This window comes from Gordonia terrae (genome assembly GCF_001698225.1).
GTDB lineage: Bacteria > Actinomycetota > Actinomycetes > Mycobacteriales > Mycobacteriaceae > Gordonia > Gordonia terrae.
On sequence record NZ_CP016594.1, the window covers coordinates 137273 to 150906 of the forward strand.

Annotated in this window: 11 protein-coding genes; 2 read left to right on the plus strand and 9 right to left on the minus strand. The window is 68.6% G+C overall.

The window, feature by feature from the left end; all coding sequences use genetic code 11:
• Positions 1–128: 128 nt before the first annotated feature.
• The 4 genes from BCM27_RS00710 to BCM27_RS00725 all read right to left on the minus strand — a co-directional run bounded on the left by BCM27_RS00710 (position 129) and on the right by BCM27_RS00725 (position 3857).
• Positions 129–1298, minus strand: a complete 1170-nt coding sequence (locus BCM27_RS00710; protein WP_004019697.1) for a TY-Chap domain-containing protein — start codon at positions 1296–1298, stop codon at positions 129–131.
• 283 nt (positions 1299–1581) lie between these two features.
• Positions 1582–2067, minus strand: coding sequence for an ATP-binding protein (locus tag BCM27_RS00715; protein WP_004019696.1), 486 nt, complete (start codon positions 2065–2067; stop codon positions 1582–1584).
• 6 nt (positions 2068–2073) lie between these two features.
• The gene (locus BCM27_RS00720; RefSeq protein ID WP_004019695.1) at positions 2074–2505 is read right to left on the minus strand and encodes an STAS domain-containing protein; all 432 of its coding nucleotides are present in this window, start codon (positions 2503–2505) and stop codon (positions 2074–2076) included.
• A 161-nt stretch (positions 2506–2666) separates the two neighbouring features.
• Entirely contained in the window at positions 2667–3857 is a 1191-nt protein-coding gene (locus BCM27_RS00725) for a lipase family protein (RefSeq protein ID WP_004019694.1), read from the minus strand.
• A gap of 158 nt (positions 3858–4015) precedes the next feature.
• Between BCM27_RS00725 and BCM27_RS00730 the strand changes: the two genes are divergently transcribed.
• Positions 4016–4666, plus strand: coding sequence for a hypothetical protein (locus BCM27_RS00730; protein ID WP_004019693.1), 651 nt, complete (start codon positions 4016–4018; stop codon positions 4664–4666).
• A 30-nt stretch (positions 4667–4696) separates the two neighbouring features.
• On the opposite strand, the gene BCM27_RS00735 is transcribed toward BCM27_RS00730, so the two are convergent.
• The 4 genes from BCM27_RS00735 to BCM27_RS00750 all read right to left on the minus strand — a co-directional run bounded on the left by BCM27_RS00735 (position 4697) and on the right by BCM27_RS00750 (position 10368).
• The gene (locus BCM27_RS00735; RefSeq protein ID WP_004019691.1) at positions 4697–6220 is read right to left on the minus strand and encodes a fatty acyl-CoA synthetase; all 1524 of its coding nucleotides are present in this window, start codon (positions 6218–6220) and stop codon (positions 4697–4699) included.
• Between the two features lie 49 nt (positions 6221–6269).
• Positions 6270–6902 carry an LGFP repeat-containing protein gene (locus tag BCM27_RS00740; RefSeq protein ID WP_033206529.1) on the minus strand — a complete coding sequence of 211 codons (633 nt, stop codon included), beginning with the start codon at positions 6900–6902 and terminating at the stop codon, positions 6270–6272.
• A 62-nt stretch (positions 6903–6964) separates the two neighbouring features.
• Positions 6965–8692 (minus strand): DUF6777 domain-containing protein, encoded by a 1728-nt coding sequence (locus BCM27_RS00745; protein ID WP_004019687.1) that lies wholly within the window; start codon positions 8690–8692, stop codon positions 6965–6967.
• 242 nt (positions 8693–8934) lie between these two features.
• Positions 8935–10368, minus strand: a complete 1434-nt coding sequence (locus tag BCM27_RS00750) for a flavin-containing monooxygenase (RefSeq protein WP_373278280.1) — start codon at positions 10366–10368, stop codon at positions 8935–8937.
• A 179-nt stretch (positions 10369–10547) separates the two neighbouring features.
• Between BCM27_RS00750 and BCM27_RS00755 the strand changes: the two genes are divergently transcribed.
• Entirely contained in the window at positions 10548–12788 is a 2241-nt protein-coding gene (locus tag BCM27_RS00755; RefSeq protein ID WP_004019685.1) for a molybdopterin-containing oxidoreductase family protein, read from the plus strand.
• An 81-nt stretch (positions 12789–12869) separates the two neighbouring features.
• Here the strand turns inward: BCM27_RS00755 and BCM27_RS00760 are convergent, their stop codons facing one another.
• Positions 12870–13535, minus strand: coding sequence for a fasciclin domain-containing protein (locus BCM27_RS00760; RefSeq protein ID WP_004019684.1), 666 nt, complete (start codon positions 13533–13535; stop codon positions 12870–12872).
• Between the last annotated feature and the right edge of the window lie 99 nt (positions 13536–13634).

Sequence of the window (13634 nt, forward strand, 5' to 3'; positions counted from 1 at the left end):
GGTGACGCGAACCGCTGAGGGTGGCCTAAAGAATTGAACGCCTCGCCGGCCTCCGGCGCGATGGGCGGCGTCGAAAATCGTCCGCGCAGACTACGTGCGCCGATGATTCGGATCCCGATTTGCCGGGATCACTTGGCTGATGAGCTGCTGTCCGCGGTGTCGTCGTCGGACAGCACGACGACGCGGAGAGCGGCCCGCAGGTTGTGCGTGGTCGCCTTCCAGGTGTCGGCCTCGTGACGACAGGCATCGGCCTGCACCGAGTCCGACGCGGCGGCCGCGTCGACCGCCGAGCGCCGCCACGTGAGGTGCTGTTCTTCGCTGGTGTGGATGTAGGAGAGGATGTCGGCCTGGTTGTAGCGGCAGATCTTGGCGACCTCGCGGGCGCTCAACGACCGGCCGTCCGGGTCGAGCTCGAGCAGCGTCTGCAGGGCGTCGGGGAGCCGGCCGTCGTTCCGCGCGGTCAGGGGTGTGTCCTCGCCGACCTTGGCGATGACGGACGGTGCGCAGTCGGCGAGGAACGAGAACCACTCGGCCAGGGCCGAACTGAGGTTGTGCGGGTGGAAGACCGCGCACTCGACGGTCAGCGTCGCGAAGACCTCGTTCTCGAGCAGGTGCACGCGCACCGCCGAACCCATGGTCGGCTGGGCGGCCACGATGTCGGCGGCGCGCCGGCGGTCGGTGATGTCGCCGGCCAGGCGAGCGAAGAACTCGAGCCGCGGGGCGTCACTGCGCGGACTCAACCACGACGAGACCGGCTTGGTGGGCAGGGCGATGTCACCGTCGGCGTCGGTCTGGATGCGGCAACCGGTGAGGTCTTCGAGCGAGCCGACGAGCAACGCGCGCAGATGGTCGGCGTCGAAGGGCTGGACCGCGACCTCGATCCGGGGTTCGGGGCGAGCGGCGGGGGAATGGTCGAGGAACGCGGGGTGCACGACCTCCCAGACCTGACGCAGCGTCAGCACCGTCACGTGCGCGAGCTGATCCACGCGGCGTCGGCCGACCTCGAAGATGTGGGTGCCGTTGCGCAGGCGCCGCCAGCCGAGAGAGGCGAGCATGGCCACGTGCTCGGCGAAGTACTCCGGGGTGGGATGCAGGTCGGTGTCGTCGATCGTGCAGCGCAGCCGACGTGAACCGGTGATCGTGAACCGCAGCGTCCCGTGGGGTCCCTCCGGGATCATCGGGTCCTGCTGGATCGTGAGGGTCTCGCCCGGCTCGAGATGCGACAGGCGATCGCCGACGTGCAAGGCGAACGTGCGCCAGGCGTCGTCGATGTTCGAGTCCACGGTGAAGTCGGTCATGTCGACTCCCTTCCTCGTGCGCTGACGAGCATGCGCATTGTGCAGCGATGTCGGGATCGGGAGCACGCTCCACCGAGCTGTTCGACGGCCGGCCCCGAACCCGCCTCGGAGTTCAGGTTAGGTGACCTGGCCGACAGACTTGGTCGGTTGAACAGACCCCGCGATGAACTCGTTGCCCGAACCGTACTCCAAGGTCGGTGACCCGGCTGAGTCAGGCACAGGTTGTCAACCGACAACGAGTAGTTGTGTCCCCAGCCTTGGGGACACGCACTCGGACCACCGCTCAGACGCTGAGCCGCTGATGCCAGCGCAACGTCACCGAGGTCCCGTCGGGCCCGCTGGTCACGTCGGATGCGTCGCTGAGCGCCGAGATCAATGCGAGGCCGCGCCCGCGATAGGGCGACGACGAGGCATCGGATTTCCAGCGCCCTGAGTCGGTGACCGTGACCTCCAGCGATTCGTCGCGCGTCACGTGGGCGCGAACCCCGATGGCACGGGACCGTGTGGCCGAGGACTGGGCGGCGGGGGACTGGGCGGCGGGCGAGGGCGCGTCAGCGGCGTACGCGTGCTCGGCCGCGTTGGCCACGGCCTCGTAGACCGCGAGGACGATGTCGCTGCGACGTTCGGCGTCCACGTCGAGCGTCGCGTCCAGCCACCGTGTGAAGTGCTGCCGAAAGAGGTGGGCGGACTCGGGCGTGGCTGTCACCGACAGCGTCAGGCCGCCGTCCGAGTCCTCGGGGCGCGGGTGGGCCGAGGAAATCCGGACCATCGGCGTCTAACCAGCCGGACGGTCGGCCAGCCCCTCTGTGGTGGTCATGGCCGTGACCGCGTCGTTCAGTGTCGGGTAGAGCACCATCGTCTGGTCGAGTCCCATCACGGTGAGGGGCCGTGTGGTTGCCGGACCGGCGGCCACGACCCCGAACATGCCTCTCGGCGCGATCGCCTCATGGGCGGCGACGAGCGCTGCCATGCCCGCCGAGGCGAGGAATTCGGTGGTGGTCAGGTCGATGATCAGACCGTCCGGTTGCCCGCTGAGCGCCTGGGAGACCGCCTCGGACAACTGCGGAGCGGTGAGCACGTCGATGCTGCCCTCCACGGTCAGGATCACCAGCTGCTCGTGTGCCGCGGACACCACCGTCATCAGGGCGCGTCCGGCACTCAGGCCGTTGTCGTCGACGATCACAGCGTCAGGATGTTCTGCCTGCATCGGTGGTGGCCCTCTCTACGGGGGACTACAGCAGGCCGGCGTGCGGCCCCGTCCCGGCGAAACGTATGACGGCAGTTGCTCAACCGGTGCCGTCCATCGTGCCATGGGACGCCGTCGCGCCGGTACCGGGGTGAGCGAGAGATCTACCGCGCGATGAGTGACTATTTGCCGAAGAGCCGATCGAGGAACGGGATCGTGTCGGCTTGCGACCGAACCAGTGTTCCGCTGTGGTCACTCGGATAGGTCCGGAAGGTCACGGGTTGGCCGTTGGCCGCCAGCGTCGCGGCGTACGCCGCGGTGGTGGGATACGGCACGTCGGTGTCCAGCAGGCCGTGGCCCATGAAAAACGGCTTGTCGAAACCCTTTTCGGGCATGCCGAGGTAGTCGGCGAGGGTCGCCGAGAAGTTCGGCAGGCTGGTCAGCGGAGCGGAGAAGTAGTCGCCGACGGAGACTCCCCGGAGCTGCTCCTCGAACTCGCCGACACACTGTGTCTCGGCGAGCGCCACATACTTCCGGCCGGTCGGCGTGAGGATGCGATCGATGCCGAGTTCGGGGTGTGCGTATCGGAGGCCGGCCGTGATGTAGCTGAGGTAGGCGGTCAGCGCGGGTGTGATCGCCACCGGCGGTACGCCCGGGCCGGCGATCTGGACGAGGCGTTCGATGTAGGCCGGCGTACCGGTGCCCACGGCGCCGCGGTAGTCGAGTGCGGGACCGCCGAATTGCGTGGCGTAGCGCGCGGTGTAGATCGCCGCGCCGCCGCCCTGCGACTGCCCGACCGCCGCCCAGGATCGTGACAACCGCTGTGCGGCAGGCAGACTCGCGGAGACCTCGCGACCCGCCCGCACCATGTCGACGACATTGTGGGCCGTGGTCCGGCCGTCGAGGTAGGCATGCAGGCCGGGGGTGCCCAGGCCGGCGTAATCGCTGGCGACGATGGCGTATCCCTGCTGCATCCACTTGGCCAGGTACGGCAGGTCGCGCTCCGGGAGGCCTGGTCCCCGGACCGACGGCGCGCAGTCGTCGCCGATCCCGGATGTCCCGTGGGCCCACGAGATCACCGGCCAGCCGCCGGGCGGGGCGGTGCCCTCGGGGATGAAGACGGTCCCGGTGCTCAGCGCCTTGTTCCCGAACGTGTCGGTGGTGACGTAGGTCAGGACGGTGGCGTCGGCGGACCCGGGAACCCAGAACTGCGGCGCCAGCGGGCGCGACGAGACGACCGAGCCGGTGTCGCCGAGAGTCGACGGTGAGGCGATGGCCGGACCGGCGGCGAGGGTCCCGGCCGCGCCGGAACTCCCGATCACGACGGCCGCACACGCGGCGAATGCCAGAACCTTGCGATGCCATCGAGTCACGGTCCTCACCGTACTGCGGACGAGTCCCGGTCGTCGATTCGCTCACCTATCCCGTTGCTGCGCAGCCATTTCGGTGAGCGGTACCGGATTCGGTGAGCGGGGCCGGTGGCCGCGGCAATACGCTGGGTCGGACAATCCCGACAGACAGGTGCCACGACATGGCGTTGCAGACGGTCGACCTGCCGGCTCCGGCGGAGATGCGATCCAGGTGGGCTGCCCACGCAGCTCTCCTGGCGGTACGAGGAGAACGCTGGGCGCAGGGCGCGTATGCGACGCCGGACGGGTGGCACTACGACGACGGTGGCGGCAACTGGGTCGACGTGGTGCTGGTCGGTGCCGACCGGGCGGTGCTCGTCGGCCACGATCACGAGTACTCCGAGACGTACTTCCGCGAGGGCGCCACATATTTCGGCGAGTCGGAGACCGACCTGCTCGGCGGCGCGCCGCCGTGGTGGGAACCGGCCATCGCGTCTCACCTCGAGAGGCAGCGCACCGACGGCATGTGGATCGGATTCGTCTACGGTTTCGACGGCCGATGGACCCGATCTGGTTACGACCTCGCCGACGGTTTCACCAGTGTCGGGCTGCCGTTCACCGATGACCAGAAGACCGTCGATGCGCTCGACGATCTGCTGGCGAACTGGTTCGTCGAATTGCGACTGGCGCCCCCGGCCGACATCCGTGCCCGTGTGCGAGAGATCATCGAGCCCGGGGCGGAGGTGACCGCGGCGGGTCTGCATCGGATACTCGGACCGGCGGGCGCACACGCCGACATCCCCGGGGCAGTGGCTGCGGCGCAACGGTTCTGACGATGTCAGGTCCGACGCGCCGCACGTCCGTCACTGCGAGCGCAGCTCCCGCTTGAGCAGTTTGCCGCTCTGATTGCGGGGGAGTTCGTCGACGAACCGCACCTTCTTCGGGACCTTGAACGGCGCGATCCGGGACCGGACGTGCTCGATCAATTCCTCCTCGGTCACCGACCGGCCGTCCCGCACCACGACGACCGCGGTGATGGCCTCGATCCACTTCTCGTCCGGCTCGCCGATGACGGCCACCTCCGACACCGCCTCATGGGTGTAGACGGTGTCCTCGACCTCACGTGAGGCGACCAGGATGCCGCCGGTGTTGATCACGTCCTTGATGCGGTCGACCACGGTGATGAAGCCCTCGGCATCGCGGGTGACGAGGTCGCCGGAGTGGAACCAGCCGTCTCGGAACGCCTCCTCGGTGGCCGCGGGGTTGTCCCAGTACCCGCGGCAGAGTTGCGGCGAACGATAGAGGATCTCGCCGGGGACCCCGGGCTCGACGTCGTTCCCGTCGGTGTCGACGACGCGCGTCTCGACGAAGAACACCGGGCGACCGCACGACGACGGCCGGTCTTCGTGTTCCTCCGGGCGCAGAACCGTTGCGAGCGGGCCGATCTCGGATTGCCCGAAGCAGTTGTAGAACTGCATGCCGGGGAACTGGTCGCGGAGCCGGTTCAGCACGGTCACCGGCATGATCGACGCGCCGTACTGCGCCTTGCGCAAGGAGGACAGATCGCTGGTGGCGAGGTCGGGATGATTGGCCAGCGGAACCCACACGGTCGGAGCGAGGAACAGCGAGCCGATGCGGTCGGCCTCGACGCGCCGCAGGATCTCCGGGATGTCCGGCGTGGCCATGAGTCGGACGGTCGCGCCCACGGAGAGGTACGGCAGCATGAAGACGTGCATGCCCGCCGAGTGGTAGAGCGGCATGGCGATCAGCGGATTGTCCTCGGCCGTGAAGTCCAGCGCGATGACCGACGAGACGTACTCGCTGATCAGTGCGGCGTGGGACATCATGGCGCCCTTGGGCTTCGACGTGGTCCCCGAGGTGTACAACAGCTGCGCGAGGTCGTCACCCGAGGCCCGGGAGTCGAATGCGGCGGGCGGTTCGGATGCGGCCGACGCGAGCAGCGAGTCGTCGGCGTCCCGCAACGGGACGACGGCCTCGACGTCGGCGAGATCGCCGCGGATCTCCTCGACCCGCTCGGACAGCGCGGGGTCGACGAGGACGGCGCGTGCGCCCGACTGCACCACGAGGTAGCGGAGCTCGTCACCCCGGAGCGCGTAGTTGATCGGCACGTGGACGAGTCCGGCGCGACAGCATGCCAGGAAGCCGATGACGTAGGCATCCGAGTTCGTGCCATAGGCCGCGACCCGGTCCCCCTGCTCCAGGCCGCGGGCGAGCAGGCCGGCGGCGGCAGCGGACACAGCGTCGTCGAGCTGACGATAGGTGTAGTCGCGGTCGTCGAAGACCAGCGCGGTGCGGTCGGGATGCCGCGCGGCGGACCTGCGGAGAATCCCGTCGATGCTGTTCGTGGAGGAGAGTCGCGGAGCCATGCCGACGACAATACTTGGACGTCCTAGTGACACGCGCCGATACCGCGTATCAGGGCCAGAAGATGGTGCCGTTCAGGAAGTCCTGCGCGAACCGGCCGCCGGTCCGATACTCCCCGCCGAGCGGAACCCCGAAGTACCCGCCCGCACCGCCGGTGTTCTCCCACTTCTGCCGGATCTGGCCCCACACGATCTGTGCGCCACCGGTCTTGGACCACGTGACGACGCCGCCCTGGAAGTCGTTGCTCCGCCCGCTGCCCGACCGGTACTCGTTGCTCACGGGGTAGCCCAGCGCGCCGCGCTCCGCGCCGGCCTGCTGCCATCGACTCCGGATCGCGCCGCCGACCTGATGCGCGGTGCCGCCGTCGGCTGCCGGGTGCCAGTAGAACGACGTGTCGCGCGAGAACGTCTGGAAACGGCCGCGCTTGGCGGCCACGCGTTCGGGACCGGTCGGGACGCCCCACTTGAAGAACCCGCCCGTCGAGGCGTACGCCTGCTCGATCTTCCCGCCCACCAGGTGCCCGTTGATGACGCGGTCCGCATGCGCGCTCGGCGCGAACATCACCAGCGACGCCATCGCCGCCACGATCGCGACGCTCGCCAGACGTACCCGCACTCGCCTACGGGCGGATTCCGGGCGGAGGTCACGAGAGGGGCGTCGGGTCGACGTCGTCAGAGCAGACATGCGCGCGATGGTACGGACGTCCCAGGGTGCCTGCTGTTGGACAGCTCACACCCGTGGTGCGGTCACGGAGTCCCCGCAGGTGCTTCCGGGTCGGCGGGGGCGTCGGCCGGAGGCGGGCTCTCCGTGGTCGTCGTCGTGGTCGTGTCGTCGGGGAGCTCCTCGGCAGGGGTTGCGGGATCCGCGGAGCCGTCGGATGCCGGTGGTTCGGAAGCCGGGGCCGCCGGCGGCGCGGCGATCCAGTTCGCCGATCGGACGGTCACCGATCGCGACGCGCCGACCGCCGTCAGCGTCAGGGTCCACACCCCGGTGCCGGTGGTGGAGCCCGACACCCCGGGGCGGTGCAGCGCGGAACCGGCGACCGACCGGGTCACGCCGTCGGTGCACGAGAGCGTGATGGTACCGAGTGCTGGACCGCCGGGAACCGTACAGCCCACCGACAGCCCGGCGTCGACGAAGCTGAAACTGCCGACGACCTCCCCCGATCCGCTGAACGAGGTCGGCGTCGTCGGCGTTTCGGCCGGTTGGTCGGGCCCGGGCGCGCCGGGCTCCGTCGCAGGTCCGGGGAGCTCGGAGCCCGGGGCCTCGTAGCCGGGCTCCTCCGGGACGGGTACGTCGGAAGCCGGCACCGGGGCGTCCGGGGCCGGGGAATCCGGGCCGGGACCGGGGGTGTCGGGGGCAGCCGAGTCCGGTCCCGATGAGTCGGGGGCCGAGGAGTCCGTCGACGGCGCGCCTTCCGGCAGGCCGTCGTGCTCCTCGGCACGCTTCTCCAGTGCGGGCGCGGCCGCGGGATTGCCCGCTGCGAGGAGGCCGTTGTGCTCGGCGTCTTCGTCGGTGGCCGCCTCGAACGGGGTGTTCAACGCGGCCGGGGTGGGCAGCGGACCGGACGGTGGCGGGAATCCGCTCAGGTCGAGCAACCCGCCCGCCGGTTGCGAAAAGATCTGTCCGGTGAGGAAATTCAAGAGCTGGAGAACGTCGCCGGCGGGCGCCCCGGGGTCCGGGACCGGCGGCGCGGGGACGATCGTCGTCGACTTGCCGACCGCGGTGACGTGCTGGTTGTTGTACGCGATCCGGGCGACCGACCGGCTCTTGTAGCCCTCCCACGGCTGTCCGTCGAGTCGATACCCACCGAGCGGGGCGGCGGCCGGCGGGGCGAGCGGATTCCCGCAGGAACACATCGCGCGCGGCACGCCGGCGGAATCGACGTAGACCGCGGTGCCGCGCTCCAGGACCGACTGGAACGGGACCGCCCGGCCGGAGGTGTACGAGTGATTGGTGACCCAGGTGTCGGTCGTCAGAACCACCGGGGTCAGCGTGTTCAGGTAGTGCGGGATGTCGGCGGTATCGATGCCGTAGACCCCGGCCCACGCGCGCGCCGCCGGCGGATCGGCGAGCAGCCGGTTGCTGAGCGCGGCGGTGTCGCAGGCTGCGGCGTCGCCGGAGCCGTACAGCCCGGCGTCGGTACCGTTCACCGCGCGGCCGCCGAGGTCGGCGGCCCCCGCCGTGCCGGTGAGGGCGACATTCGCCGGCAGGTCGCCCGCCCCGGCCACGAGGACCGGATCGGTGAACGGGTCGATCCCCGGATCGTTGGCCGCGGTGAGGGTGAGGCCGGGTACGAAGATGTCCCCATCGCGCGCCTTGACGACGAAGACGATGCCCGCGGCGAGGATCAGCGCCAGGACGACGACGATCGCGCCGAGCACGAGAGTGAGGGCGCGCCGGCTGTCGGACTGCGGCGGCACCGGGCCGTACGGGTTCGACGGGTGGGACGGGGGACCGGGCGGATAGGTCATCTCGGAGCTCCTACTGGTCCACTCCTGCCGGGACGCATGCCGTGGAGTGGCGCTCCGCGGGGGCGGGGCGGATTCAGCGAGACGGCTCGCTCGCCGAGCCCAGTATCGGCGCGGCGTCTCGCGAGGAGCAAGGCTTGACCAGCATATTTACGGTGCTGAGGCGAAATCTCGACCGTTTGGACCACACCGGCGTAACGCCTCGCGCGGGTCGGCCGACACCACCCCGGTCTGCGTGAGCTGAGTCAGACCCGGCCGAACACCATGGAGTCCTCGACCTTGTTGATCCGGTGGTCGATGGCGTCGCGGTAGTAGTTGTGCCGCACCTGCCAGTGACCCCGCGTGCCCGACTTCGGCAGCGCCTCCGGGGACCGTTCGACGTAACCCGCCTTGAGGTCCCACAGCGGCCGCGAACCCATGACCTCCGAACCGAGATGGGGATAGGCATGGGTGTAGCCGTTGGTGCGCATGTACTTGACCAGGTCGGCGACGGCGCGAGCGGTCATGTCCGCGCGCAGGGTCCACGACGCGTTCGTGTAGCCGACCGACCAGGCGAGGTTAGGCACGTCCTCGATGAGGTAGCTCTTGAAGACGAATCGGTCGTGGGGTTTCACCTCGGCGCCGTCGACGCGGAGCCGGGTGCCGCCGAAGCCGAGGAGTTGGAGCCCGGTCGCGGTGACGATGATGTCGGCGTCGAGGTGGCGACCCGAGGTGAGGGTGACGCCGGAGGCGTCGAACCGGTCGATGTGGTCGGTGACCATCTCGACGGTGCCCTCGGCGATGTCGGCGAACAGATCGGCGTCGGGGACCATGCACATGCGCTGATCCCACGGGTTGTAGGTGGGATTGAAGTGGAGGTCGACCGGATAGTCCTCGGGCAGGTTCGCCACGACGTTGCTCCGGATCATCTTGCGCCCGAGCTTCGGGAACCGATGGGTGAGGTGCACGATCGCCGCGGTCTGCGCCGCATATCGGGTGCGGATGACCTTGTGCGCGGCGTGGGGCGGCAGCAGCTTCTGCACGAGTGGCGCGAGGTATTGCTTCTGCTTGGACGAGAAGATGTACGACGGCGAGCGTTGGAGCATGGTGACGTGCTCGGCCTGCTCGGCGAGGCTCGGGATGAGGCTCACCGCCGTCGCGCCACTGCCGATCACCACGATCTTCTTGCCTCGGTAGTCGAGGTCCTCCGGCCAGTGCTGCGGGTGCACGATCTGACCGGTGAAGTCGTCGGCACCGGCGAACCTCGGCGTGTACGGGTTGTCGTAGTCGTAGTAGCCGGTCGCGAAGATGACGAACCTGGCGCGGTATGTCTCGCGGCGCCGGTCCTCGCCGACCTCGACCCCGAGCGTCCAGGTGTCGGTCGTCGAATCCCAGTCGGCGGTCAGGACATGCTGACCGAACCTGATGTGGTCGGTGATCGAGTACTTGGCGGCGGTGTCCTCGATGTACTCCCGGATGTCGGTCCCGTGGGCCAACGCGCGCGGCTTGCGCCACGGCTCGAACGGGTAGCTCAGCGAATAGATGTCGCTGTCCGACCGCACGCCGGGATACCGGAAGAGGTCCCAGGTGCCGCCCATGCGTTCGCGGCGTTCCAGGATCAGATAGTCGGCGCCGGGATTCTGCTCTGTGAACCGGTAAGCGCAGTCGATGCCGGACAGGCCGGCGCCGATGATGATCATGTCGCGCACGGATGGCTGTGTGGTGTCGGTGTCGCTGTCGGTCACGGGGACCTCCTCGGTGGGGCTGCCTGGCGTGCTGTCATCATGCAACACTTGTCGTCAGATGTGAACGGAATCACACCGAACCGCAGGCCAGCCCGTCTGCGGTCGTCATCGAGCGAGGTCGAGGGGACGCACAGATGCCGATGGAGAAGCACACCTATTGCCGGATCTGCGAGCCGCTGTGCGGCATGATCGCCACCGTCGAGGACGACCGGCTGATCTCGCTGCGGCCCGACAAGGAGCATCCGCTGTCGAGGGGTTTCGCATGCCCGAAGGGGATCGCGTTCACCGAGATCGTCAACGACCCGGACCGTCTCCGGCACCCGCTCCGGCGACGCCCGGACGGCGAGTTCGAACAGGTCTCATGGGAGACCGCGCTCGATGAGATCGGCCGCAGGCTCGTCGAGGTCCACCAGACCTCCGGCAGCGACTCGATCGGTTGGTACTTCGGCAACCCCGCGACGTTCTCCACCGGGCACGTGCTGTGGACCGCGATCTTCATGAACCTGCTCGGCACACCGCACGTGTATTCGGCCGGATCGCAGGACGTGAACAACCGGTTCGTCGCCAGTCACTTCCTGTACGGGAACCCGCTGACCGCACCGATCCCCGACATCAATCGCGTCGACTACCTGGTGATCATCGGTGCGAACCCGGTCGTGTCGCACGGCAGTGTGATGAGCTCCCCGCGGATCCGCGAGGGTTTGAACGCCATCACCGCACGCGGCGGGTCCGTCGTCGTCGTCGATCCCCGCCACACCGAGACCGCCCGCGAGTTCGACTGGCTGCCGATCACACCCGACACCGACGCACTGTTCCTGCTGTCCGTGCTGCATGTGCTGTTCGACGAGGACCTCGCCGACCGCGACCGGCTTCGACGGCAGGCGCGGGGAGTGGGGGAGCTCGAGACGCTCGTCGCGGCCTATGCACCGGAGACGACCGCGGATCGCACCGACATCGACCCGGAGCGCGTCCGTGAGGTCGCCCGCTCGCTCGCCCGGACGGAGCGGGCGGCCGTGTACGGCCGGGTCGGGACGTCGTTGGGGCGCACCGGGACACTGACGACCGCGCTCCTGGACATGGTCAACCTCGTCGCCGGGAACCTGGACGTGCCGGGCGGGTCCATGTTCGGCGATCTGGGAATCCCCGGGCAGCGGCTGGGAGTGAGCGCACTGCAACGGGTGTCGAGCTTCCGGTGGGCCGGACGTCGGAGTCGGGTCGGCGATCTGCCACAGGTCCTCGGGACGGCGCCGGCGTCGCTGATGGCCAAGGAGATCACCACGCCCGGTCGCGGACAGCTGCGAGCCCTGTTCGTCAGCGCGGGCAATCCGGTGCTGTCGGTACCCAACGGCGACGAATTACGTTCGGCGCTGGACGAACTCGATCTCATGGTGTCGCTGGACATCTACCGCAACGAGACGAACGCGCGGGCCGACTACATCTTGCCGGCGACCACGATGTACGAGCGCGAGGATTTCCTGCTCCCGTTCCAGGCGCTGTTCACCACCCCGTTCAAGCAGGCGACCGAGGCGGTGATCCCCCCGCAGGGTGAAGCGCGGGAGGAGTGGACGGTGATCAACGAGCTCATCGGTTTCCTCGCTCGGGAGAATGTGCTGATCCGTTCGCTACATGCCGGCAATCGGTTGGCGCGACGCATTGGGCGTCCGGTCACCCCGCGCGGGATCTCCGACCTGGTGATCCGAATGGGGTTGGGCGGGGACCGATTCGGTCTGCGTCGAGGCGGCTTGACCTACCGCCGCCTGGTCGAGGACCACCCGCATGGGGTCGTGGTCGCCGACCACCTCGCACCTGGGCAGCTGAGCAAGAATGTCACATACCTCGACGGTCGAATCCGGTTGGCTGCGCCGGAACTGATGTCCGAGATCGGGCAACTGGGCGTGGACGCAGACACGGGTTATCCGTTGCGGCTCATCGGAATGCGGGAGATACGTTCGGAGAACAGCTGGCAGCACAACGCGCCGATGCTGCTGCGCGGCGGACGGTCTCACGCGGCCCGGATACATCCAGACGATGCCACGGCACGCGGCCTGGCCGAGGGCGACCTGGCGACGGTGGCGTCCCGACACGGACGGATCTCGTTGCCGGTCACCATCACCGAGGACATCAAGCCCGGTGTCGTCGCGATTCCGCATGGCTGGGGCCACAACGGCTCCGGCGGATGGACGCAGGCGAATGCAGCGGCGGAGAATGATCTGGGTGCCGGCGGAGTGAACGTCAACGCGCTCATCTCCTCCGATCCGGCCGATCTCGAGCGACTCGCGGGGATGGCCAACATGACCGGGGTGCCGATCCAGGTGTCGGCGATGTCCGAGAGTCGCCTTCAGTCGGCCGACACGGTGGAGCCGGCTCGGCACTGACCGCGCACAGCACGATTCTCACCGACGGGTCTCGTCGGTGAGAATCGTGGAAAGTGCTGTCACACAGCGGCTACGGTGAGATCACTCGCCGGCCGGGGGCATCAGCACCGTGTCGATCAGGTAGACCTGAGCGTTCGACGTGGTGACGCCGCCGCAGACGACGCCCGACTCGTTGACCTTCAGGTTGTCGCCCGAACCGGTCACGGTCACCTGCTGACCTTCGAGAGTGGTGTGCTCACCGACGATCTTGTCCGGAGCCGCCTGGCCCTCGACCACGTGGTAGGTCAGGATCTTGTTCAGCAGGGGGGCATCGGTCTTGAGCTGCTCGACGGTCTCCGGGGGCAGCTTCGCGAACGCGTCATCGGTCGGCGCGAACACGGTGAACTCACCCTCGTTCAGCGTCTTCACGAGGTTCACCTCGGGATTCAACTGGCCCGAAAGCGCTTGTGTCAGCGTGGTGAGTTCGGGGTTGGTGGCAGCCGCGGTGGCGACCGGCACGCTGGACATGCCGTTGACCGATGCCGGGCCCGAGGGGTTGGCCTCGGCGTATGCGGCGCAACCGGGTCCGACGAGATTGGCGGCGGGATCGGCCATCGCGCTCTCGCTCATCATGGCGCTGGATTCGGTTGCCGCGCCGGTGGTCTCGCTCGAGGTGTCAGAGTCGTCGCTGGAACAGCCGGCCATCACGCCGACGGCGAGGACCAGTCCGGTCAACGCTCCTGCTACGCGGGGAACTCGCTTGATCATCGTTGATCCAATCTGTGATGCGGTGTCGACTGCGCCTGACCGGCAGCCTCATAACGTCTTCGGTGCCGGGCGATCCGCGGATTGGTCAACGACGAGACT